The organism is Streptomyces sp. NPDC006283 (assembly GCF_040613325.1).
Taxonomy (GTDB): domain Bacteria; phylum Actinomycetota; class Actinomycetes; order Streptomycetales; family Streptomycetaceae; genus Streptomyces.
Map to the genome: position 1 here is coordinate 22,650 of NZ_JBEXRZ010000014.1, position 22,734 is coordinate 45,383.

Here is a 22,734-nt window from a genome sequence, read left to right on the forward strand (position 1 = left end):
CGGCGTGCGCGGCGCATGCCTCCGGGGAGGGCAGTCCGCTGTGGACCGGACGCAGGCGACGAACCGGCACTGCCTCCTTACTTGGGCGGCAGCTGCTCGCAGAACCCACGGCCAGGGCGATCCAGTGGTCGAGGACCTTGTCCTCCACGAGCGCGGGGCCACCGACGGTCACCCAGCCGCGCATCGGCTTGCCCGTGAAGTCCATGCGGGCGGGCCTCCGGGCGGGCCAGGGCCTCCTCGGCCCGCTCGGGGCCCACCCGGACGATCAGCTCGTCGCCGACCAGGCCCACGGTCATGTTCCCGCCCAGCAGGAAGGCCAGGCCGCCGAACATCCGCATCTCGGGGAGGCCCGGCCGCTCACCGAGCCCGTCCCGGATCCGTTCGGCCGGCCCTTCGTCGTACGTCATGGAACCCACTCTTCCGGACGACCCGACGACGCGCCCTGCGGGTGTGGCCGTCAGCGGGCCGGCATCGGCCGGGTCTCGAGCCGCCGGCCTCGCCGTCACCGCACGGCTTCGCGTGCCCGTCGCTCGTGTCGTGCCGCTCGTCGTCGGGGAGCCGATTCGCGCCACCTGCGGACGGCGAGAATCACTGCCGAGGCGATCAAGAGCGCAGCCGTGACCAGCAGCCAGCGCTCAAGGAACCCGTCGGCCGGGAGCCCTGTGTAAGCGGTGTAGTGATTGACCCTGCCCAGGATCAACGGCCACCAGACCAGCAGCAGAAGGCCCGCGACAAAGAGGGGAACACGCACGTAGTTGACGCTCGGCCTCGGCGGCCTCTGCCCCGGGATCTCCCGGAACAGGCACTGCGCGGCCCGGTCCGTCACCACGTAGAGGGGGAGCAGCACGAGGTCGTGGAGGAGTGCCGCCCCGACGAACCACAGGGCCACGCCCAGGGTGTCTCCCTTGAGCAGTCGCACGCCCGCGTAGGCGGCGAGGGCGAAGGAGGCCAGGACCAGGAGCAGGTGGAGAGGGGAGGCTCCGTAACGGCGGCGGAAGACGGCCATGGCGCTCATGCCGGCTCTCCGAAGGTGATCCGGGTGACCCATTTGGTGTTGTGGACGCCGGGAGCGCCGGGGACGATCACCCGGGCCGGGTAGCCGTGGTCCTGCGAGAGCACGGCTCCGTTGACGCGTACGGCCAGGAGCGAACGGTGGTCGCGTACCTGGTTGTCCCTCAGGACGACGGCGCGGAACGCCCCTCCCCGCTGTACCGATTCCACCAGGGCCCGCGGGGTGTCCGTGCCCCGCCCGACCAGTGCGGCCAAGTCCGTGAGCCGTACGCCGCTCCACATCTGGTCGGGGGTCGACCAGCCCTCGACGCAAGCGATGGGCAACGCCGCTGCGTTCTGCTCCATGGCCAGGAGCTCATCTCGGGTCAGCACGACCTGGCGGCCCGCGCTGCGTACGGTCAGCCGCCAGGCGGGGCCGATGTCGCTGGGCCGGATCCCCACGGATGTCGCGGTCTTGTTGATCTGGAACCCGTTCGGTCCCGAGCCGGGATCCTGACCGCGCGGGGCGAGCAGCGCCGTCCGGCGCCACCAGCCGCCCACGCTCTGCCCGGCCGTCACCACGAACAGCGCCAGGGACCCCAGTCCGACCATGCCCAGGGCGCCCCGCCGTGAGATGGTCGGCGGCGTCGGCCGGGGCGGCGCAAGGCCGGCCGCCTCCTCCGTGCCGGCCTCCGGGAGCTCACGTCCGTACCTCACCGCGCGCAGGGCACGCGGCAGCCGGAAGGCGACGTGGACGACGAAGGCGCCGATGAACACCCACGCCCCATAGAAGTGCAGGACGTAGAAGGAGCCCGGGAAGATGTAGTGCAGCTGCACGTTGAGGATGCCTGTGGCGAACTCGAAGCCGGCGCCGCCCACCAGCAGGAGCAGGGACAGGCGCTCGATGCCGTGGCTGCCCGAGCGCACGGGCGGCCACTGGAACAGCTTCGGGATGACGGACCACAACTTCGCCAGCAGCACCGGCACGAGGACGACGCCCAGGACCACGTGCACGCCCTGGTTCACCCGGTAGAGCCAGTACGGCGAGGTCGGCCAGGAGAACAGGTAGAAGCCGAGCCACCCCTTGTCCGGCGTCTGGTCGTTGACCGGCGACAGATCGGGGTTGTACGCGGCGTACGACACCAGGCCCGTCACGAACAACACCGTGACCCCGACCAGCAGCACCAGCCCGAGCACCGCGGTCAGCCACAGCCCCCGCAGCGGGCTGCGCCAGAACTCCGGCCGCGCCGGCCCCGGCGGGGGCCCCGACGCGACGACGGAATCCACGGCAGTCTGCAAACGCCTCAGAGGAGTGGGACGCTCAGGAGGCTCGGACGGCGCCCGGGGTGCTGGCTCGGGGTGACTCCGATTGCCGTCGCTCGCCGCCACCGGGACACCTCCGCACACTCACCAGTCGCCGGGACGAACATCCCGCACCGGAGGTCGGGCCGGGTCCATGACACGCCCACGCGAGGCCCCTTGCCCTCCCGTGGGCGGGCACACATCTGGCTCCGTCGACGTGGCAGGGTCATCGTCGGCGATGTCCAGGGCAAGGGGCTCGACGCCGTGGAGACGGCTGCCGATGTACTCGGTGCCTTCCGGGAGGCCGCTCACGACGAGCCCGACCTCACGGGCGTCAGCGCACGGCTGGAGAGGGGACCGGGTCCGTCTCCTCATGCTCTCGCATACGGACCTCAGGACGACATCGAAGCCGTCACGCGTGCCGTGCTGACAGCCTCGCGGCTGCTCGTCGCGGTATCGGCCCGGTCGCTGGCGACGGTCGAGGAGAGCATCACGCTGCCGCAGTTCCGGATGCTCGTGGTGCTGTCCACCCGCGGTCCGTCGAAGCTGGTGTCCTTGGCCGACCACCTCGGCGTACAGCCGTCCACCGCCATGCGGATGGTGGACCGGCTGATCGCCTCCGGCCTGATGGCCCGTCGGACGAACCCGGCCAACCGCCGCGAGACCGTCCTGCGCCTGACCGAGGAGGGGAGCCGCGTCGTCCAGGACGTGACCTCCCGACGGCGTAAGGAGATCATGGCCGTTCTCCGTCGCCTCGACCCCGCTCAGCGCACCGCCCTCGTGGAGGCTCTCGACGTTTTCAACTCCGCTGGTCAGGAACCGGCCTTCGGCGGCGGTGACCAGGGCTCGCATCCTCTCGGCTGGTCCGACTGGGCGGACGGCGGTACGCAGTAGGACCGCACGACGGCAACGAAACAGACAACGGCGAACGCCAGAAGGGCCGTCCTGACGAGACTCCACAGCAGTGGGTCACGCGCTGCCGCCCGCCCGCCCCGTCTGGTAGATGTCGGGGATGCCGTCCGCGTCCTCGTCGCGCTCTTCGTCTTCCCACAGGCGCCGGTAGAGGCGGTTGCGGCGGCGTAGCAGCGCGGCGGCAAGGACGGCGGCGGAGAGGGAGCCGATCAGGACGGCGGCCTTGATGTGCTCGGCCTCGGCAGCGTTCGGGAAGGCGAGTTCGCCGATGAGGAGGGCGACGGTGAAGCCGATGCCGGCCAGGGTGGCGAGTCCGAAGACGTCGGCCCAGGCAAGGTCGGGGTTGAGTTGGGCACGCGTGAAGCGGGCGGCAAGGTAGGTGCCGAGGAAGATGCCGAGGATCTTGCCCGCGACCAGACCGAGGAAGACCCCGAGGGGCTCCGGGTCGGTGAAGACGTGGGCGAGCGCGGCGCCCGAGACTCCGACGCCTGCGGCGAAGAGGGCGAAGAGGGGGACGGCGACGCCCGCGGAGAAGGGGTGGACGAGGTGGGCGACGCGCGTGCCCGGCGAGGCTTCCTCACCCTTGTCGCGGGTGGTACGCAGGATGAGGCCCATGGCGACGCCCGCGACGGTGGCGTGGACACCGGAGTTGTACATCAGTGCCCAGGTCGCGACGCCGAGCGGCACGTACCACCACCAGCCGCGCACCCGGAAGCGCTGGAGTGCGTAGAAGAGGACGAGGCCGGCGAACGCTGCGCCCAGGGCCCAGAAGTTGAGGTCGCTCGTGAAGAAGATCGCGATGATGAGGATGGCGCCGAGATCGTCGACGACGGCGAGGGTGAGCAGGAACGCCCGCAGGGCGGAGGGCAGATGGGTGCTGATGACGGCCAGGACGGCGAGGGCGAAGGCGATGTCGGTGGCCATGGGAACGGCCCAGCCGTCGAGGCTTCCGCCGCCCGACGTGGCGACGAGGATGTAGACGGCCGCCGGTACCGCCATGCCGCACAGGGCGGCGATCACGGGCAGGGCCGCCGTGGCGGGGGTGCGCAGTTCACCGACGACGAGCTCACGCTTCAGCTCGATGCCCGCGACCAGGAAGAAGACCGCGAGGAGACCGTCGGCGGTCCAGTGGGCGACCGACAGGTCCAGGCCGAGGGCGGGGATGCCGAAGTGGAAGTCCCGAACGGACTCGTACGCTTCGCTCCAGGGGCTGTTCGCCCAGACGAGGGCGACGACGGCCGCCGCGAGGAGGACCAGACCGCCGACCGTCTCCGTCCGCAGGGCCTCGGCCACGGCCTGGCGCTCGGGCCAGGGCAGCAGTCCGAAGACGGTCTTGCGCGAGCGTGCCTGGGTCATGAGAGGAAGCCTCCGGGGCAGGTCGACAAATGGGCACAGAGGCCCCTCGGACGCCGACCAGACTTCCCGGCACACCAGCGTCATCCCTTGACGCGTTGTTTACACCCTATCGGGCGCGCAGGAGCCTCACCAGGCGTCTCTCACCTGCTGGAACAAGAGTGAGGGCCCTGTCCCCACCAAGGCGCGAGGTGAGGACAGGGCCCTTCAGGAGCCGGGCCGCCGGGGGGCGGTCAGACGGTGGTCTTCACCGACTCCTGGTCGGCGTCGTCGTCGGTGTCGAGTCCGGCGTCGCGCTTCTTCACGAAGGCGAGGAAGGAGTTCAGCTCCCGCTTGACGACCGGGGCGAGGAGGTAGAGGCCGATGATGTTGATGACGGCGAGCATGAACAGCACCGCGTCGGCCATGTCGATCAGCGTCTGCAGTGTGAGCAGGGAACCGGCCACCGCGAACAGGGTGTAGAAGACCTTGAAGCTCACCTCGCTGGCCTTGCTGCGGCCGAAGAGGTAGGTCCACGCCTTCATGCAGTAGTAACCCCAGGTCAGCACCGTGGAGATCGCGAACAGCATGACCGCGACGGTGAGGATGTACGGGAACCACGGCAGGACGGTGGCGAAGGCGTCGGAGGTGATGGTCACGCCGCCGATGGACTCGCCGCCCTCACGCAGCTCGACATAGCTGGCCGGGTTGGCGATGACGATGGTCAGCGCGGTCATGGTGCAGATGACGACCGTGTCGATGAACGGCTCGAGCAGGGCGACCAGGCCCTCGCTCGCGGGGTGCTTGGTCTTCACCGCGGCGTGGGCGATCGGGGCGGAGCCGAGACCCGCCTCGTTGGAGAACGCGGCCCGCTTGAAGCCGATGATCAGCGCGCCGAGGACACCGCCCGCGACGCCCTGGGGGTTGAAGGCGCCCTCGATGATCGTGGCGATCGCGGCGGGGACGGCGGTGACGTGGACGGCGATGACGACGAGGCAGGCGGCGATGTAGATGCCGGCCATCGCCGGGACGAGCTTGCTGGTGACGGAGGCGATCGAACGGATGCCGCCGAGGAGCACGATGCCGACCAGGGCCGCGATCAGGATGCCGAAGAAGAGCGCGCCCGCAGAGCCGCCCATCAGGCCGTCCTCACCGCCGGTGACCGAGACGAGCTGGGCGTAGGACTGGTTGACCTGGAAGAGGTTGCCGCCGAACAGGCCGAAGAACAGCACGAAGAACGAGGCGAGGACGGCGAGGATCTTGCCGAGGGTCTTGCCGTTCTTGCCGAAGCGCTCGGTCAGGCCCTTGGGCAGGTAGTGCATCGGGCCGCCGGACACGGTGCCGTCGGCGTGCACCTCGCGGTACTTCACACCGAGGGTGACCTCGACGAACTTCGTCGCCATGCCCAGCAGACCGCAGAGGATCATCCAGAACGTGGCGCCGGGGCCGCCGATGGAAACCGCGACGGCGACACCGGCGATGTTGCCGAGACCGACGGTGCCGGAGACGGCGGCGGTCAGCGCCTGGAAGTGGTTGACCTCACCGGCCGACCCCTTCTCGTCGTATTTGCCCCGCACCACGTTCACGGCCAGCCGGAACTTGCGCAGCTGGACGAAGCCGAACCAGCCGGTGAAGACCAGACCCGCGACGACGAGCCAGGCCACGATGAGGGGAAGCTCCGTACCCCCGACGGGGACGGCGTAGAAGACGACCTCTCCGAGCCACTCGGCTATGGGCTCGAAGAATCCGCTGACAGCCTTGTCGACGGACTGGGTGAAGGATTCGAGTGACACGGTGGGGACCTCAGTAACGCAGGACCGGCGCGCGGGGGCTGCGCCAGTAGGTGTGCGGTGTGTGAGCGAACGCCGTTGTCCGATCGGCGACCAGAGGCGTCACGTCCGTGGACTCGGAGCGTGATCACCTTGAGCGGTGCTGCCGGCGCGCGCCGGCACTGCGCAGGAGCGGCGACGTGCGGTGCCACCTGCGGAGTTGCGCATTCCTACCACGACACCGGCGACACGCAGCGTGACGGACATCACATAACGTACGGTGATCTTCGAAAGTCCCAGCAAGCGTGACGTGACCGTTATCCGGACACAATGTCCGTTCACAGTGCGCTTATCTTTGCAGGTCAGGGGCTTGAATACGTGACACCCCTGTTCATCAGGGATGGCCGCAGGCAGTCGTCCACGGCTCGGCGGGAACGGCCCGCGCGAGCCTGGTTCAGCGTGGAACTGGCGCACCGCAACTGCGACAGACACCCCGCCCGGCCGCAGACAGAGTTTCGGACATATCCAGGAACGCGTGGAGCACCAGGCACCTCACCTGCCTAGCGGGAAGCCTCTGCCGGTCCTGCCCCGTGCGTTCCTACCGGACGGGCGAGCAGATGGCGCGGGTCCGTCGCCCGGGTGATCGCCGTTTCGACGGCCGTGATGCGGTCGGCAAGCAGGCCGAGAGCGGCGACCGCCCGGCTCAGCGGGTCCTCTCCGGCGCCGCCGAGCGCCTGGCTCCGCAGATAGGCGGTGGTGACCTCCGACCAACGGGCGGCCTGCGAGGTGGTGAGGGCGCCCCGCAGCACGGCGAGCTTCAGGAGGTTGGCCTCGGCGTCGGTGGTGAGGGTCTGGGCCTCGGCGGTGTAGTGGTCGTCGATGACGGCGGCGAGTTCGGCGTCGTTCATGGCGGGTGAAAGGCGGGCCGCGATCTTGTTCATGTTGCGGTACGAGCCCTGGAGCCGGAAGGGCGGCTCGGTGCGGGCGTCGTCGGACTGGGCGGCGGAGGCGATGTAGGCCTTGTTGACCGCCAGGACGGTTTCGCGGGCGGTCAGCAGGTGGCGCAGGACGGCGAGGAGGTGGTCGAGTTCGGCGGGGGCGTAGGGGTGGGTGAGCCGGTCGCGTCGTGCGGTGGGGTCGCCCGTCGCCAGCCGGGTCAGGAGCTCCAGGTCGGTGCGGTCGCGGCCGGCGAGCGGGGCGAGGACGGGGTGGGAGGTGAGGGCGTTCTCGACGAAGCTCAGCGCGAAGGCCTCCTCCTTGCCGGTCAGCACGTCGCCGAGGTTCCACACGTCGGCCCGGTTGGCGAGCATGTCCGGTACACGGAAGCGCTGTCCGGACTCGGTGTAGGGGTTGCCTGCCATACAGACGGCGAATCGCTTGCCACGCAGGTCGTGGCCGCCCAGAGCGCGTGTGGCGTCGCAGAGCGGGATGAACTTCTGCAGGAACTCCGGCGAGGTGTGCTGGATGTCGTCCAGGTACAGCAGGACGTTGTTGCCCGCCGCGAGCGCGAAGGCGATCTTCTCCAGCTCCCGGCGGGCGGCGGCGTCGGGCGCCTCGGCGGGGTCCAGCGAGGTCGTGTACTCGCCGAGGGCGGGACCGTCGACCTTGACGAGCAGCAGACCGAGGCGGTCGGCGACGTACTCGATCAGCGTGGTCTTGCCGTAGCCGGGCGGGGAGAGGAGCAGCAGCAGACCGTGCGAGTCGGTCCGCTTGGCGTCTCCTGCCGCGCCGAGTTGCTTGGCGAGATGGTCGCCGATCAGGGGCAGGTAGACCTCGTCCACGAGCCGGTTGCGGACGAAGGAGGACATGACGCGGGGCCGGTACTCCTCCACGCGCAGCCGTGCGCGCTCGGCCGTGACGAGCTCCGCCCGGTGCTGCTGGTAGGCACGGAAGGCGGGAACGTCCACATCGGCGAAGCCCCGCGTCCTGGCCAGGTACTCGTCCAGGCGCAGCTGCATCGCGCCCCGTGCCACGCGGGGGTGGGTGCCGAGGATTCCGGTGACGGTCGCCGTGGTCGGGGCGCCCACCTCGTAGCGTTCGAGATCCGGGGTGAGTTCGACGGCTACGGCCTCGGCCAGTACGCCCTCGTCGAGCTGCTCGCCGGAGGCCGACGCGTACGAGGTGAGCCACGCCTCGACGAGCTGCCGGCGCGCGGCCGGCTCCGTGAGAGCGGCGAGGGTGTCGTCGTACGCGGAGTCGACGACGACGCGGCGGAACTTGTCCAGCAGTGCGTGCGATTGGGCGGAGACGGCGAAGCCCGTGGGGCCGGAGGCCAGTTCCGCGATCAGGTAGGCGGCGGCGGTCTCGTCGCCGATCTCCTCGGCCAGCTCCCGCTGGAGTCCGTCCAGGGCCGATGCCGAGCCGAAGAGGTCACGGGCCTGGGTCAGTGAGACCGCACGCCGGGTCCACTGCTCGCGGGCCGCCACGGTGGTGGAGTGGGCCCAGAACGTCTGGGCGGCCGCGCGCGCCTCTGCCGGGTGCCGGAGGAGTCCGGCACCCTCGTGGAGCCTGAGCACCGCCTCCAGGATCGCCGCCGCGTCGTGGTCGTGGACGCCGCGCTCGTAGCCCTCGTCGTAGGCGGCCTCGGCCGCCCGCCGGGCGAGTTCGGCGATGTCCGCGCCGGCCAGACCGTCCGCGCCGTGTTCGGCAAGCAGGCGTGCGGCCAGGTGCTCGGCGCGGTAGACCTCCGGCGACTCGGACGGCAGCGTCCGGTTCCAGTACGGCCGGGTCGCGGCGAACTCCGGGTCGGTGACGGGGGCGCGGTAGTCGGTTCCGGTCAGTGCGATGGCGAGGCTGTCCTCGTACGGGACGAGCGTCAGTTCCGGGGCCTGCCGGTTGACGGCGAAGCGGTGCCGGCCGAGCCGGATCGTGTCACCGTCGCCGGAGAACAGGTCGGTACGGTCCCGCAGTGCGCGCCCGGCCTCCTGACGGGCCGCTGTGAGCCTGCCTTCCAGCTCCTCCGCCCGTACCTGGTCGCCGAGTTCCCGCAGTTCCGCGGAGGTACGCCGGACCTTGGCCACCATCGGGTCCGAGGCGAAGTACGTGTGCACCTCGTCGAGGTCGCGCAGGGTGGAAGTGCGCCGGGCGATCGCCTCAAGCACCCGGCCGGCAGACTCCGCGAGACGCTCCGCACGGCGTGCGCGGGTGTCCTGGAGAGACTGCTTGCGTGCCGTGAAGGCGTCGTAGATCTCGGTCCGCTTGTCGCCGATGTCGGCCAGAAAGCCTTCGTGCTCGGCGAAGCGGGACTCCAGGTTCTCCAGCTGGAGCAGCAGGCGGCCGAGCTGGTCGTCGCAGCGCTCCGGGGCGTCCGACGCCGCCAGTGCGCCGGTGACGGCCTGGCCGAGCAGGGCGAGCTCGGCGGCGAATTCCGCCCTGCCCTCCAGGTCGAGGAGTTCGGCGCGCCGAGAGACAAGGACGGCACGGGCGCGGTTGAGCGAGCCGAGGACGTCTCCGATCCGCTGCAGGATCGAGGTGCGTACGGTCGCGTCGCCGATGTCGAGGCCGGCGATGATCTCGCTGAGCGTCCGAAGCCCTAGGGTGTGCTCGTCGAGCCGGTCGCCGACGGGGCCCGCCTCGGCGACGGTGGTCAGCTCTCCGGCCTCCGTGGCAAGTGTTTCTGCCTCCCTGTCGTGGCTGGTGAAGGCGTCCTCGCGCCGGAGGAACGCGACGGCCCGCTGCGCGGCCGAGGCGATGTCGGCCTCGAGGTCCGCAGCGAGCGCGTCGATGCTCTCCGTGTCGGCGTACCGCATCTCCTTCAGGGTCACCAGGTGCCCCTGGGCCTGGCGCAGTTCGGTGATCCGCCCGATCCACTCCTCGGCCGTGGCGGGCGCCTCGCCCCGGATGCGCCGGATCAACCGGGTGATCTGCTGGGTGGTCTCGGCCAGCGCGTCGGTCGCCTGCCGGGTGAGTGTGGTCACCGTCTCGAACTCGTCGAGCACCTGTGCGGCGGTGCCCCGCAGCTCGGCCAGCGGACCGTGCAGGTCGCCCGTCTCCGGGTCGCCCAGCCAGTGGTGAACGTCGGTGGCGCGCTCGCACGCGACGACCAGCGACTCGTACACCGCGCCGGCGGGCGTCAGCTCGACGGCCTGCCGGGCGATGGCGAGGCAGTCGGAGATGCCACGGACGAGATCCGCGTTGCCGATCCGGGCCAACGGCCCCTCGCTCGGCGGCGACACATGGGTGTCCGCCACGTACGGCGTCCGCCAGATCTGCGCCGGGTGCACGCGGCCGGGCTCCCCGTCCTCGGCGCGCAGCACGACCATCGTCCCGTCGTCGAGGAGTGCGTATCCGCGGCAGGAGACGGGGGCGGCGATCTCCTTGCGGATCCGGTTGTACGGCAGTAGCAGGCTTCGGCCGGACTCCTGGGCGTGGAAGACGAAGAGGATGTCCTCGCCGTTGGGGGAACGGATCGCCCGCTCGAACGTCACCTCCGCCGAGTCCATGTCAAAGGTCTTCACCGTCCCGGAGGCGAGGCAGTAACCGCCGGGGAAGAGGATGCCCTCGTCCTCCGGCAGGCGCAGACATGCCTGTCCGATGCCGTCGAGTCTGACCACGGTCCCGGTCAGGGTGTTGAAGACGAGATGACGTCGGGTCTGCTCCTTGTACGGGCGGACACGCACAACGATCAGAGCGCCCACCGTCGCGTACGCGACCTCCGCGTCGGCCAGGGACTGCAGAGGCTCGTCGACCGGTTCGCTGTGGACACCTTCGCCGGTTTCGGTGTCGTTCTCCGACTTCACCGTCAACGCTCCGCCGACCGTGGAGATGAAGAGGAGGCCGTCGAGCGAGATGTGGGGGTGCCGGCCCAGCACGTGGTCGTCGCGGGTCGTCTCCACCCAGTCGACGTCGTGGGAGGGAGGGGATACGTGATCACGCTCGCCCTGGGCGTCGAGGAAACGCGTCTCGCCCGTCGGTCCGACGGACCAGCGCAGGACGCGCAGGTCGTCGGCCTGCTCTCCCGTCTGGAAAACCGCGAGGAGGCGGCCTTCCACGCGGCGCAGCCGCAGCAGACGCGTCCCACGGAAGTAGCGGTGCAGGCCGGTGAACTCCCGTACGAAGTCCGGGTCGTCCAGAAGGCCGGGCACCGCGCCCTCAGGCAGCGGATTCAGCTCGCGGTCGTACAGGTTGAAGACATCGGAGACCGAGGTCCTGGCCCGGTCCGATGATGTCGTGTGGCGGCCGAAGAGCAGGACGTCCTCGCCGACGGCGACGATGTCCCGGGCCAGGCCGTTGCTCTCGGTTCGGATGCGGTCGGTGCCCGCGAGGGTCAGCTCGCCCGAACCGAACTCCGTGATCCGCGCCTGGTTGAGGTTCTCGACGCGCCGGGCAAGCTCACCGGCCTGCGCGACGAGGCGATCGCGCAGCACCGCATACGTGTCCTGGTCGATTCCGGCGCTCATGTCGTTTCGCTCCCCTGTTCCGTGATGGTTGCGGGGCCGATGCCGTCAACCCCCGTATGTCGGCACCGGCCCCGCTGTGACCGCTGGGCGGTCAGCTCTTGGCGGTGCCGTTGAGCGCTGTCTCGGCGCCTGCGGGGGCCGCCACGTCCAGGACCCCGGACTTCATGACCTTCGCCAGCAGCGCGGACACACTGAGGTTCTGCACGTCAGCGGTGGACAGCGAGCCGAGCACCTTGGTCAGGTCCTCGGTGAAGGAGCCGTCGCCGTTCAGCCACGGGCCGGCGAGCGCCTGCGCGGTCTGCGAGTGCTCCATGAAGCCGTCGACGGACTTGCCGAGCGCGATCGACTGGACCAGGCGGTCGAGGAAGACCGACTCGCCGCCGACGATGTTGATGTCGGCGTTCTCCAGGCCGGTCGCGAGGACCGTGGCCTGTGCCTCGGCGACCTGCCGCTGGACGTCGAGCCCGGCGAGCCGGATGTCCTTCTCCGCCTCCAGGCGCAGCCGGTACTCCTCGTGGGTACGGGACGCCTCGTCGAGTGCGGCCATGGCGGCCGCCTTCTCGGTCAGACCAGCCGCCTCGGCCTTGAGCTTCTCGCCGATCGCCGTCGCCTCTGCAAGGGCCTTCTCCCGGGTGCCGGCGGCCTCGGCACGCAGCCGGGCCTCGGTGGCCTCCGCCTCGGCGCGGCCGGCCTTCTCGATGGCGTCTGCCTCCTTCTCCCGTACCTGCACGGCCGCGAGGCCCTCGGCGGCGGCCTCGGCCTGGATGCCTTCGGCGAAGCGGATCTTGGCGCGGGCGTCCATGTCCGCGGCCTTGTTCCGGGCCTCGGCGAGCGTGAGCTCCTCGGCGGCGCGGTGCACTGCCGCCTGCTCGGCGGCCTCGGCTGCCTTGATGTCCTTGACCAGCTTCTCCTGTGCCTCGGCTTCAGCTGCGATGATCACGGCCTGCCGCTCGCGCTCGGCCTCCTCGACCGCCCGCAGCCGCTTGATGGACTCCTCCTGCTCGGCGACCGTGCGGTCCACGGCGACCCGCTCCCGGATCACCTCTGCGATCTCCCGGCGCTCGGCCTCGACCTCCTTGTCGGCGGAAATGCGGGTCAGTTCGGTCTCCCGGTCCCGGGCGATGACTTCGAGGAGGCGGTCCTTCTCGATGCGCTCGTTCTCGATGGCGATGACCCGCTCGCGGTTCTTCTGCGCGACGGCGACCTCGCGGGCCTGGTTCTCGCGCTGGATGCCGAGCTGCTCCTCGGTACGCAGGAAGGCGCTCTGCGCGCGCAGCCGCTCCTCCTCCACGACCCGCGCGGTCTCGGCCTCCTCCCGTGCCCGTACGGTGTCGATCTCGCGCTTCTGCTTGATCTCGGCATCGGCCTGGCGCCGTTCGAGTTCGAGGATGGCCTCGCGGGCGTCGACGTTCTGCCGGGTGATCTCCTTCTGCTCGTGCTGGCGGTACTCGTTGGTCCGGACGTTCTCGACGGCTGTCAGCTCGGTGATCTTGCGGATGCCCTGTGCGTCGAGGATGTTGCCGGGGTCGAGCTGGGAGAGCGGGGTCTGCTCCAGGTAGTCGATGGCCGCGTCCTCCAGGCTGTAGCCGTTGAGGTCGATGCCGATGAGCTCGATGATCTTGAAGCGCAGCTCCTCGCGCTTGGTGTACAGGTCGGTGAAGTCCATCTGCTTGCCGACGGTCTTGAGCGCCTCGGAGAACTTGGCGTTGAACAGCTCCTGCAGCGTCTCCTTGTCGCTGGCCCGCTGGGTGCCGATGGCCTGGGCGACCTTGATGACGTCCTCGACCGTCTTGTTGACACGGACGAAGAACGAGATACGGATATCGGCGCGGATGTTGTCCCGGCAGATCAGCCCGTCCCGGCCGGTCCGGCTGATCTCGATCGCCTTCACCGAGATGTCCATGAGCTCGGCCTTGTGCAGCACGGGCAGGACCACCTGGCCGGTGAAGGTGACGTCGACCTTCCGCATCTTGGAGACGATCAGGGCCTTGCCCTGCTCCACCTTCCGGAACAGCCGGGTGACGGCGAAGAGCAGAGCGACGGCGATGAGCAGGACAACGGCGATCAACGCGCCGATGCCCGGGGTGATGGCATCCATGAGAAACCCCGTGTCGATGGAAGAAGTGGCGAGCCGCAGGCTCAAACGGCGGCGTTGCGTGGGCGGGCGCCTTACCGGCGGCGCGCCCGGACGAGCTATCGGCCTTGTCGTACCGGCGCAGCGGAAGGGCACTGCCCAGAAACAGTGGATCGGTCCCGTTCGGGCGGACCTGACAGACCCACGACGTCCTGCCGCGACAGCCCGGAGTCGTCGGGGAACAGCTTCGACAGCGGCCGTACGAGCTGCCGCGTCACCAGCCAGGAGAGGAGCGGGGCCACCAGCAGCAGAGCCGTGGAGAGCAGGTGCGAAAGAACACCGGGCAAGCCGACACGCGCCAGGAGCACTGAGCCGCCCACACTCAGAAGCCAGCCGACCACCATCGACAGGGTTACGGTCACGGAGACCGGCACTCCGTCGAGACCCAGGGCTTTGGCGTCCACGTCGGAGTCGAAACAGTCGCGCTCCGCCAAACGGAACAGGACCAACAGCCAGAAGCCCGCGACGACGATCACGGCGGCAGTGAACAGCATCGCCGGGAAGCCGAATGCGGCGTTCAAGAGCTCACGCATCGATCCCCCCGTGATGTCTCGAAGTTTCCTGATCCAGGCAGCGACTCGATGCCTGGCCCGTCTCGCGAGACCATCCTGGCGCAGCAGAGACCGCGTCGGCATTGCCGTGAACCGGCAGTCTTTGACGCCTCCTTGATGCCGGAGACGCCCCCGAAGAGCGACATGCCACTCTTGGACCGCGCGCGTCAGGAACTCGTCAATGGCGCGACAGGAAACCGGGAGGGGCCGTGACGGAGCGAGAGACCACCGAGCAGTATCTGGAGGGGTATTCCGAGATCCTGTCGAGTGTGTGCGCGACACGCCGCAGACTCACACGCGACGAGCTGGACGCGCTGCGGTCCCGCGGGGAGCGGGCCGCGGAGGCCGGCATCGGGCTGCGGAGCCTTGTCCGGGCCTATCTCTCCGCTGCGGAACGTGTCCACCCCGAGCTGCCGCATGCGGCCGCCGCCCATCTCCTGAGCGCCGTCGGGCAGGCCGTGGACGCCTTCGCCGAGGGTCACGACCGGGCACAGCACCTGGCGATGCGCCAGGAGGAGGCCGCACGACGCGAGTTCATCGACGATCTCCTCTACGGCCGCAGCGACCTCGGCAGGCTCGCCGAACGGGCGGAGCGTTTCGGGCTGCTCCTCTCCCACGCCCACGCGGTGGCCGTCGCGCAGGGCCCGGAGCCGTACGACGACGGCTACGCGGTCACCCGCGCCGTCGAGTCCTCGCTCGTCGCCCGCTTCGGCAACCGCCGCATCCTGCTCACCACCAAGGACGGCCGACTCATCTGCGTCGCCCCGGCCGACGAACCCGAGGTACTGGCCTACTTCGCGAAGCAGGCGTACGCCGCCACCGACGGGGGTCAGGTCGCCATCGGCCGGTCCCACTCCGGCGCCGGCGGCGTCGTCCACTCCTACGAGGAAGCCCTCAACGCCCTCGACCTCGCCGCGCGCATGGACCTGAACGACCCCGTCCTGCACGCCGCCGATCTCCTCGTCTACCCCGTCCTGACCCGCGACCGGCAGGCCATGGCCGACCTCGTACGCACCGTGCTCGGCCCGCTCCAGCAAGCACGCGGCGGGGCCCAGCCGCTCCTGGACACCCTCACCGCGTACTTCGACACCGGCTGCGTCACCGCGCAGGCGGCCCGCCGCCTGAACCTCAGCGTGCGGGCCATGACGTACCGTCTCGACCGCATCCAACACCTGACAGGCTCCGACCCCGGCGATCCCGTCCAGCGCTACGCCCTCCAGACCGCCGTCATCGGCGCCCGCCTCCTGGGGTGGCCCGACCAGGATCTGTGACCGCTCAACGCGTCGAGGCGGCACGGGAGGAGCACACTGACGGTAGGACTTCCCCCAGCGGCAGGTGGAGGGTCACGATGAGTCACCCCGCAGATGACGAGCGCATTCTTGCCGACATGGAGCGGGGGCTCACACACGACGATCCCGCCCTCAGCGCCACGATGGACACGCTGAACCAGCAGTTTCCACGGCAGCCGGAGCGCCCTGTGAAGGCTCGTTCACGGCGCGATCCCCGACTTGTGACAGCGGTCATTCTGACCGTCATCGCAGTGCTGGCGCTGATCCTGACAGCCGCCCTGAACACAACGCCCGCGCCACCCGACGGGGAAATCACCCGGCCGACGGCGCATTCCGCCATGGTGACCACGCATCAGTGATCGAGCACGCAGCGCGCACGCCGGTAGACGCACCGCGGGTCTACGATGCCGCGATGCGATCGATCTACCGCAGTCCGGCCGCTCACGACCGCGTACGCGCCTGGTGTGAGCAGCGCCTCGACGCGTGGCGGGTCCCCCATACACGCTCGCGTGTCGACTCCTCTGCGGGGGTCACCCATGTGACGACGGTGGGTGCCGACCCGGCAGAAGGGACTCCGGGCATCGTCTTCGTACCGGGAACGAACATGAACGCCGCCGTCTCCCTGGACACACTGAAATCGCTGTCGGCTGTCGGTCAGGTCATCGCGCTGGACGTGCCGGGGCAGCCCGGTCTGAGCGCGGACGTTCGGCCCAGGCGCAACCGTACGGCCTGGTACGGGCGCTGGCTGACGGAGGTCATGGACCGGGTCGCGCCCCGGGGCGCGGTGGTCGTGGGGCATTCGCTGGGTGGCGCGATCGCGCTCACCTGCCGATCGGAGCGGATCACGGCCCGCGTGCTGGTGTCGCCGGCGGGGCTGGTCAGGCTGCGGGTCGGCCCTGCCGTCCTCGGCGCGACCCTTCCGTGGTTGCTGCGTCGGGATGTTCCCAACGCCGAGCGACTCCTACGGCACATGGTTTCCCCCGGTGCCGAGCCGCCGCGCGGCCTGGCCGACTGGATGGCGCTCGTGGGCGGGTCCTGCCGCAGCAGCCTCGCTCCCCCGCCGCTGCCTCGGTCCGTCCTGACGGCCGCCCGGACGACTCCCGCCTTCGTGATCGCGGGAAAGCACGACACCTTCCTGCCCGAGCCTGCGCTGCGTCGTGCCGCAGGACTCCGCCTCGGCACCGACCTGCTCGTGATCGGCGACGCGGGGCACCTGGTCCTGGACGAGGCAGTGGGTCGGATCGCTCAGGTCGTATCTGGGGCTCTGGGCGCGCGTTAGCGGCATCAAGAGCGCGTAAAGAACTGCCGGGCTCCGGCAGTGAACTCCCGTGCGGTTCGGTGGCAGCATCTGTCGACGGGCGGACGCAGCACCGCAATCCTCGCACCGTTACCGACAACGTCGCCCAGGGCATGGAACTCCTCTTCCCTCGCACCGGCGTCGGCCTCGCCACCCTCCTCCGGGGCATCACCAGCAAGGCGGAACCCATATCCGTGCCGGAGGAGACGAGCGCGCAGATCGAGATCGCCGACTGAGAGAGTCCGACGGGGGACGGCGTGAGAAGAAGCTTCAAGGTGCACGTCCTCCGCGCCAACACGCAGCGGCAGAGGTCCGAGGTCACCATGAGCCAGTACGAGGCGCTGGGCAAGCAGGGCCGGGGGAACATGCTCACGGTCTACGGCCTCATGGCGTCAGGCGGCGGCGCCGTGCCCCTCGTCTTCGCGGAGCTGGACGATTGGGCGGTCCGGCCGTGACACGGGCTCCGCGACGCGGCAAGCCGTACGACAGACTGCAGCTGCGCGTTCGGGCCGCTCTCATCGGACTCGCCGGAGCGGCAGCCCTCGTCGCGGGCACGCTGCTGTTCGCGCGACTCCCCCAAGCGGTGGCCGAAGAGCGTGCGTTCCGGGCGGCGAGCGAGTGCCGTGGGGCGGTCACAGGAGACTGCCTCCGAGCAGCCTGGTTCACCGTGGATTCCGTTCGAGTGCGCCGTGGCAAGAGCCCGGGAGGCTGGGTGGAGGTCTCCGGCCCCGACGCGGCCGCCGGGGAGGTGACGTTGAGCGGCGTCAGCGACTTCCTGGACCACGTGCGCCCGGGCGATCGGGTCGCGGGCACGATCTGGCGGGGCGAGGTCATCGTGCTCCGGGAAGGTGAGGCCGGGCAGCGAACCGACGCCTATCCGGAAGGTGCCGCGCAGTTCTCGGCCGGGGGCGGCATCATTCTCCTACTGGGCGGCGGGTGGGGCGTCCACGCGTCGAGGTGGCACCTCCGGCACCGTGAGACCGCCGCACACCGCCGGAGGCCACATCCGCTCGCCAGGAGCGGATGGGCCGTGGCCGGCCTGAGCGCTTGGACGTTCCTGCTGTTGCTCGTCCTCGACGGGTGGGACCCGGCCATCGGGACGTTCATCGCCATATGGGCCCCCACCAGCCTGGCAGCCGTCGCGTTTCTGGTCCACGGTGGCCGACGAGGCCGCTCGCGTCGGTGACGACAGTCAGCGATCAGCCGCTTCATTTCACGCATCTCTACGAGGCCGCAGGGGGAGACATGACGGCGCTGCCGCATCAGGGAATCGCGCAGGCGCATGCCGGTGGCCACATGGTCGTGTGCGGCGACGACGGGCTCGCCCACCGGCTCGCCGACGAGCTGCGGGAGGTCTACCGGCAGCGGGTCGTCCTGGTCGTCACGGAGGCAGGAGCCGAGGAGCAGACCGTCGAGCCAGTCGCGGAGCCGTCGGGTACGACGAGCGGCGGCACGATCGTCCCCGTTGACGTGAGGACCGCGCCGGCCCCCACCCGGGAGGCGCTGCTCCGGGCCGGAGTGGACCGTGCGGAGGCGCTGGCGCTGCTGTACGAGGACGACGAGACCAACCTGCGTGCCGCGCTCGCCGCCCGCCGCCTCAGCCCCGGGCTGCGGCTCGTCGTCCGCATGTACAACCGCAAGCTCGGCCAGCACCTGGAGGAACTGCTCGACCAGGCAGCGCTCGTGCACTCCCCCGGCATGGACCGGGCTGTGCTCGACGCCTCGACGACCGTCCTGTCCGACGCCGACACCGCGGCCCCCGCTCTCGCCGCCACCGCCGTCGCCGGCACGAGCAAGGTCGTCCAGGCCGACGGTGTCCTGCTGCGTGCCGCCGAGCGCACTCCGCCCGGGCGCGGCGAGGTGCCGGACCCCGGCCTGTGCACCCTGGCGCTGCTGTCGTCCACAACGGCCGACCCGGCGGGCGCCGAAGGCTCTGAGGCCAGCGGGCCGCACGGCCCCGTCCTCCTGCCGGACGATCGGGCCGTGACGGGCAGCACCGGGCGCGGCAGTGTCGTCCTGGAAGCCGTCCAGTACGCCGGTCCCGCCCTGCCCGCGCGACGCCTGGCCCGCCGTGGGGCGCCGTTGGGCGAACTCTTCTCCAGCCGTCTGCGCTGGGCGCTCGTCGGCATGGTCGCCTCCGTACTCGCCCTGACCCTCACCACCACCGCACTTACCGACGCCGACCCCGTGCACGCTGCATACATCACGCTGCTAGACCTGTTCGCGATCAACGACCCCGCGCTCGGCGCGCCGCCGACGAACCAGATCCTCCAGTTCTTGTCCGGTCTCGTCGGCCTCGCCCTGCTCCCGCTCCTCGTCGCGGCAGCGCTGGAAGCACTGGGCACGTTCCGCGCCGCCGGATCGCTTCGGCGACCGCCCCGAGGGCTGTCCGGACACGTCGTCCTGCTCGGCCTCGGGAAGGTCGGCACCCGAGTCCTCGCCCGGCTGCGGGAGCTCGACATCCCTGTCGTCTGCGTCGAGGAGGACCCCGACGCCCGCGGTATCCCCCTCGCCCGCAGCCTGAACGTGCCGGTCGTACTCGGAGATGTCACCGACGAAGGCGTCCTGGAGTCGGCGAAGGTCCACCGGGCGCAGGCCCTGCTCGCCCTCACCAGCTCCGACACCACGAACCTGGAAGCCGCCCTCTACGCCCGTACCGTGAAGGCCGATCTGCGCGTGGCCCTGCGGCTGTACGACGACGAGTTCGCCACTGCCGTCTACCGCACACTGCGGACCGCCTACCCCGGGGCCCTCACGCGCAGCCGCAGCGTCACCCACCTCGCGGCACCCCCGTTCGCCGGGGCCATGATGGGGCGCCAGATCCTCGGCGCGATCCCGGTCGAACGAAAGGTCCTCGTCTTCGCCGCCCTCCTTGTCGCCGGGCACCCACAGTTCGAGGGCCGCACCGTCGCCGAGTCCTTCCGCCCCGGTGCCTGGCGCGTCCTCGCCCTTGACACCGCCTCCCCCGGCTCACGCCGTCCCGACCTCGCCTCCACCCGACGCGACGGTGAGCAGCCCCAGCTGCTGTGGGATCTCCACCCCGGCTACGTGCTGCGACCGGAAGACCGCGTCGTCATCGCCGCAACCCGCCGCGGCCTCGCCGAACTGCTGGGGCGACACCACGCGAGTGCCCCCTCGGACACGCATTCCGCAGGCTGATCGACAGAGGTCTGGAAACTACCCTTCGACTCCGTCGGCGGGGGCGACTTTGACCATCAGCCTCCCGGATACGGAGCGCGGTCTGGGTAGGCGCTCTCTGGGGAGGTATCGATCGCTCCCCGGCCTCCTGTGCGGCACTGCGCTGGGCCATGGACTACGTCCGGATGGCGGGAGGCGGCGTCGAGGCGGTGGCGGCGTACGACGTGGCAGGAGGAATCGGCTGGTCCGCCCCCGCGGTGGACGCGGCCCTCGATGCCGAGGAGGCACAGAGCAAACTGGCAGGGGCGGCTTCGCCCGGCTGCTGCTCGGTTCCGTGAACCAGCGGTGCGCCCTGCACGCCTCGTGTCCGTCGTGAATCTCCGTGCGCCAAAGGACAGCCACGACACTCCTGTGGCGGCGTAGGCCGGCAGCACGGACAGGGACGCGCAGTAGCGGGGAGACCGAAACGCCTACCCACTCCAGCTCCAGCGGCTTCCCGTTCTATGCCAGCTTGGCGGCGCCGAAGGAGACGTCGAAGCGGTCGCACCAGATGGTGACACTGGTGAGGCCGGACAGGTCGGTGCCCGTGGGGACGGCGTAGTTCTGGTCCCCCTTGTTGCCCTTCAGCTTGCCCAGGCTGACGTACTCCCCGTCGTCGAAGACGTGCCAGCCCGCCTTGCCTTCCTTGACCGGGGCGTCGGTCAGCCAGACACGCAGATCGGGGCCGTTGCTGGTGTCCAGGTTCTCCAGCCGCACCGTGTGCGAGCCATCGGGCAGCCGGATGAGCTGCACCGTCCCGGTGGTCTGGTGCTCGTGGCTGATCAGGGAACCCTGAGCGACAGTCCGCGGCCCCTCCTCCGCCGGAGACGGGGACGCGGACGTGGACGTGGACGGGAGCATGGACGTCGTCGGCTCCGGCCCTGCCGCAGTCGGAGCCACACTCGGAAGCGCTTCCTCGACTGTCTCGTCCTGCCACAGCTTCCACGGCTGGAACCAGTAGAGCCCGACACTCGCAAGCACGATCGCCACGATCAGCCCTCCTGCGAACAGCGGACCGCGCCGTCTGTCACCCCGACCCATGTTCATTCCTTCCGCATCCGAGCTTCACCGCCCACATTGAACGATGCCGGGCGCGAGGACGGCCATTCCTCGGCAGGTGACAAGAGTCTTACCTTCATCCGTACGACCACGCTGGGACAGGAAGCAAGACGGCGTAGTCGACTGCGACCTGTCCCCCCGCGTGACCGCACTATGCCGAGACCTGCGCTGCCGGATGAGGACAGCGAGGGCGGGAGCTCATCGGGAGCGTGCTGTCTCACGAGGCCGCGCACGCGATCATTGCCCGAAGAAGTGACATCTCTGTCCTGCGCAGAAAGACAGCGGCACGGACCGTTGATGACCCCGGATGCTCGATGACCGGTGTGGCACACTCGGCGACCTCTGCGGCGGGCTGCTGCAGCCGGGGTTCGGTCAGGATCTCAGGCGCCTCTCTGCCGGGTGCTCTGTCGGCGCTCATCGCCTGACGTCTGCCCCCTGCCCGGCACCTGGGATGCACCCGCGGCCTCGGCCTCGGCCTTCGCGTCGCTCACTGCGGCGTCGGCCTGCTTCGCGACCTCATCAGCAGCCGCGGCAGCGTCGAGCGAAAACGTTGAGCCTGCCTCGAGCTCCGGAGCTCCGCCTTCATCCGACGCGCCGTCGGCATCGGTGGTGGTTGCTTCCTGCGGTTGCGCGGATGCGGGAAGACCCATCGCCGACTGATCGCCGAATGCGTGGGTGACGGCGCGAACTGCCTCGGTCAGCTCCCCCGGGATCACCCACAACGTGTTGTTGTCACTCTTCGCCAGATGCGGGAGCGTCTCAAGGTACTTGTAGGCAAGGATCTTCGGGTCGGCATTGTTGCGATGAACGGCCTGGAAAACCCGCTCCACCGCCTTCGCCTCGCCGTCCGCCCGCAAGATCATGGCTTGCTGCGTGCCCTGAGCTTCCAGGATGTCCTTCTGCTTCGTACCTTCCGCCGTAAGGATCTTGGCCTGCCGCTCCCCCTCGGCGTGCAGGATGGCCGCGCGCTTGTCACGCTCGGCCCGCATCTGCTTCTCCATGGCCTCCTTGATGGTGACCGGCGGATCGATGGCCTTGATCTCGACGCGGTTGACCCGGATGCCCCACTTGCCGGTGGCGTCGTCGAGGACGGCGCGGAGGCGGGCATTGATCTCTTCACGTGAGGTGAGCGTCTCCTCCAGGTCCATGGAGCCGATGACGTTCCGCAGCGTGGTCACGGTGAGCTGATCGATCGCCTGCAGATAGTCAGCGACCTCATAGGCCGCCGCCCGCGGGTCGGTGATCTGGTAGTAGAGCACCGTGTCGATGTTCACCACGAGGTTGTCCTCGGTGATCACCGGCTTGGGAGCGGACGAATACACCTGCTCGCGCACATCGAGTTTGGTGTTGACACGGTCCGCCACCGGCACGACGAAGTTCAGGCCGGGCTGCAGCGTCCGCCGGTACCGGCCGAACCGCTCGATGTTGTAACGGCGCGCCTGCGGGACGATCCGCACCGTGGCGGCCACCAGGAAGACAACAACAATCGCCGCCACGAGAAACGGGATGACAACCGGATCCAC

Annotated in this window: 18 protein-coding genes and 2 pseudogenes; 10 read left to right on the top strand and 10 right to left on the bottom strand. The window is 69.8% G+C overall.

All coding sequences use genetic code 11. The features are described 5' to 3' along the window. Positions 1-77: 77 nt before the first annotated feature. The 3 genes from ABZ070_RS05295 to ABZ070_RS05305 form a co-directional block, all read right to left on the bottom strand. Positions 78-407, bottom strand: a complete 330-nt coding sequence (locus tag ABZ070_RS05295; protein WP_356630125.1) for a TfoX/Sxy family protein — start codon at positions 405-407, stop codon at positions 78-80. Between the two features lie 95 nt (positions 408-502). After that, positions 503-1,006, bottom strand: a complete 504-nt coding sequence (locus ABZ070_RS05300; RefSeq protein WP_356630192.1) for a hypothetical protein — start codon at positions 1,004-1,006, stop codon at positions 503-505. A 5-nt stretch (positions 1,007-1,011) separates the two neighbouring features. After that, positions 1,012-2,277, bottom strand: a complete 1,266-nt coding sequence (locus ABZ070_RS05305) for a molybdopterin-dependent oxidoreductase (protein WP_356630194.1) — start codon at positions 2,275-2,277, stop codon at positions 1,012-1,014. A 72-nt stretch (positions 2,278-2,349) separates the two neighbouring features. Here ABZ070_RS05305 and ABZ070_RS05310 point away from each other — a divergent pair. After that, positions 2,350-2,634 (top strand): annotated as a pseudogene (locus ABZ070_RS05310) (SpoIIE family protein phosphatase); the annotation flags it as partial. A 3-nt stretch (positions 2,635-2,637) separates the two neighbouring features. Then, positions 2,638-3,186, top strand: coding sequence for a MarR family transcriptional regulator (locus ABZ070_RS05315; protein WP_356630196.1), 549 nt, complete (start codon positions 2,638-2,640; stop codon positions 3,184-3,186). A gap of 75 nt (positions 3,187-3,261) precedes the next feature. Here ABZ070_RS05315 and nhaA read toward each other — a convergent pair whose 3' ends face one another. The 5 genes from nhaA to ABZ070_RS05340 all read right to left on the bottom strand — a co-directional run bounded on the left by nhaA (position 3,262) and on the right by ABZ070_RS05340 (position 14,371). Beyond that, positions 3,262-4,560, bottom strand: a complete 1,299-nt coding sequence (gene nhaA, locus ABZ070_RS05320; RefSeq protein WP_356630127.1) for a Na+/H+ antiporter NhaA — start codon at positions 4,558-4,560, stop codon at positions 3,262-3,264. A gap of 230 nt (positions 4,561-4,790) precedes the next feature. Next, positions 4,791-6,329, bottom strand: a complete 1,539-nt coding sequence (locus tag ABZ070_RS05325; RefSeq protein ID WP_356630129.1) for an alanine/glycine:cation symporter family protein — start codon at positions 6,327-6,329, stop codon at positions 4,791-4,793. Positions 6,330-6,865: 536 nt separating this feature from the next. Further along, positions 6,866-11,704, bottom strand: a complete 4,839-nt coding sequence (locus ABZ070_RS05330) for a DNA repair ATPase (RefSeq protein WP_356630131.1) — start codon at positions 11,702-11,704, stop codon at positions 6,866-6,868. 91 nt (positions 11,705-11,795) lie between these two features. Further along, positions 11,796-13,802 (bottom strand): flotillin family protein, encoded by a 2,007-nt coding sequence (locus tag ABZ070_RS05335; protein ID WP_356630133.1) that lies wholly within the window; start codon positions 13,800-13,802, stop codon positions 11,796-11,798. Positions 13,803-13,897: 95 nt separating this feature from the next. After that, positions 13,898-14,371 (bottom strand): hypothetical protein, encoded by a 474-nt coding sequence (locus ABZ070_RS05340; protein ID WP_356630135.1) that lies wholly within the window; start codon positions 14,369-14,371, stop codon positions 13,898-13,900. 227 nt (positions 14,372-14,598) lie between these two features. Here ABZ070_RS05340 and ABZ070_RS05345 point away from each other — a divergent pair, with 227 nt between their 5' ends. From ABZ070_RS05345 to ABZ070_RS05380, 8 genes and pseudogenes are all read left to right on the top strand, one after another. After that, complete coding sequence (locus tag ABZ070_RS05345) at positions 14,599-15,660, top strand: helix-turn-helix domain-containing protein (protein ID WP_356630137.1); 1,062 nt, start codon at positions 14,599-14,601, stop codon at positions 15,658-15,660. 77 nt (positions 15,661-15,737) lie between these two features. Then, a complete protein-coding gene (locus tag ABZ070_RS05350; protein ID WP_356630139.1) occupies positions 15,738-16,037 on the top strand; it encodes a DUF3040 domain-containing protein in 300 nt (99 codons plus the stop codon). 53 nt (positions 16,038-16,090) lie between these two features. Then, a complete protein-coding gene (locus ABZ070_RS05355) occupies positions 16,091-16,957 on the top strand; it encodes an alpha/beta hydrolase (protein WP_356630141.1) in 867 nt (288 codons plus the stop codon). A 101-nt stretch (positions 16,958-17,058) separates the two neighbouring features. Beyond that, positions 17,059-17,211 (top strand): annotated as a pseudogene (locus ABZ070_RS05360) (flotillin family protein); the annotation flags it as partial. A 21-nt stretch (positions 17,212-17,232) separates the two neighbouring features. Beyond that, on the top strand, positions 17,233-17,430 hold the full coding sequence (locus ABZ070_RS05365) for a hypothetical protein (protein WP_356630143.1): 198 nt from the start codon (positions 17,233-17,235) through the stop codon (positions 17,428-17,430). Beyond that, positions 17,427-18,161, top strand: a complete 735-nt coding sequence (locus ABZ070_RS05370) for a hypothetical protein (RefSeq protein WP_356630145.1) — start codon at positions 17,427-17,429, stop codon at positions 18,159-18,161. The genes ABZ070_RS05365 and ABZ070_RS05370 overlap by 4 nt, the downstream gene beginning before the upstream one ends. A 110-nt stretch (positions 18,162-18,271) precedes the next feature. Next, positions 18,272-20,134 (top strand): NAD-binding protein, encoded by a 1,863-nt coding sequence (locus ABZ070_RS05375; protein ID WP_356630198.1) that lies wholly within the window; start codon positions 18,272-18,274, stop codon positions 20,132-20,134. A 149-nt stretch (positions 20,135-20,283) separates the two neighbouring features. Continuing rightward, positions 20,284-20,451: a hypothetical protein gene (locus ABZ070_RS05380; protein ID WP_356630147.1), complete on the top strand. Its 168-nt coding sequence runs from the start codon at positions 20,284-20,286 to the stop codon at positions 20,449-20,451. Between the two features lie 163 nt (positions 20,452-20,614). Here the strand turns inward: ABZ070_RS05380 and ABZ070_RS05385 are convergent, their stop codons facing one another. Both ABZ070_RS05385 and ABZ070_RS05390 read right to left on the bottom strand, forming a co-directional pair. Continuing rightward, complete coding sequence (locus tag ABZ070_RS05385) at positions 20,615-21,193, bottom strand: DM13 domain-containing protein (RefSeq protein WP_356630149.1); 579 nt, start codon at positions 21,191-21,193, stop codon at positions 20,615-20,617. A gap of 398 nt (positions 21,194-21,591) precedes the next feature. Beyond that, entirely contained in the window at positions 21,592-22,734 is a 1,143-nt protein-coding gene (locus ABZ070_RS05390; RefSeq protein WP_356630151.1) for an SPFH domain-containing protein, read from the bottom strand.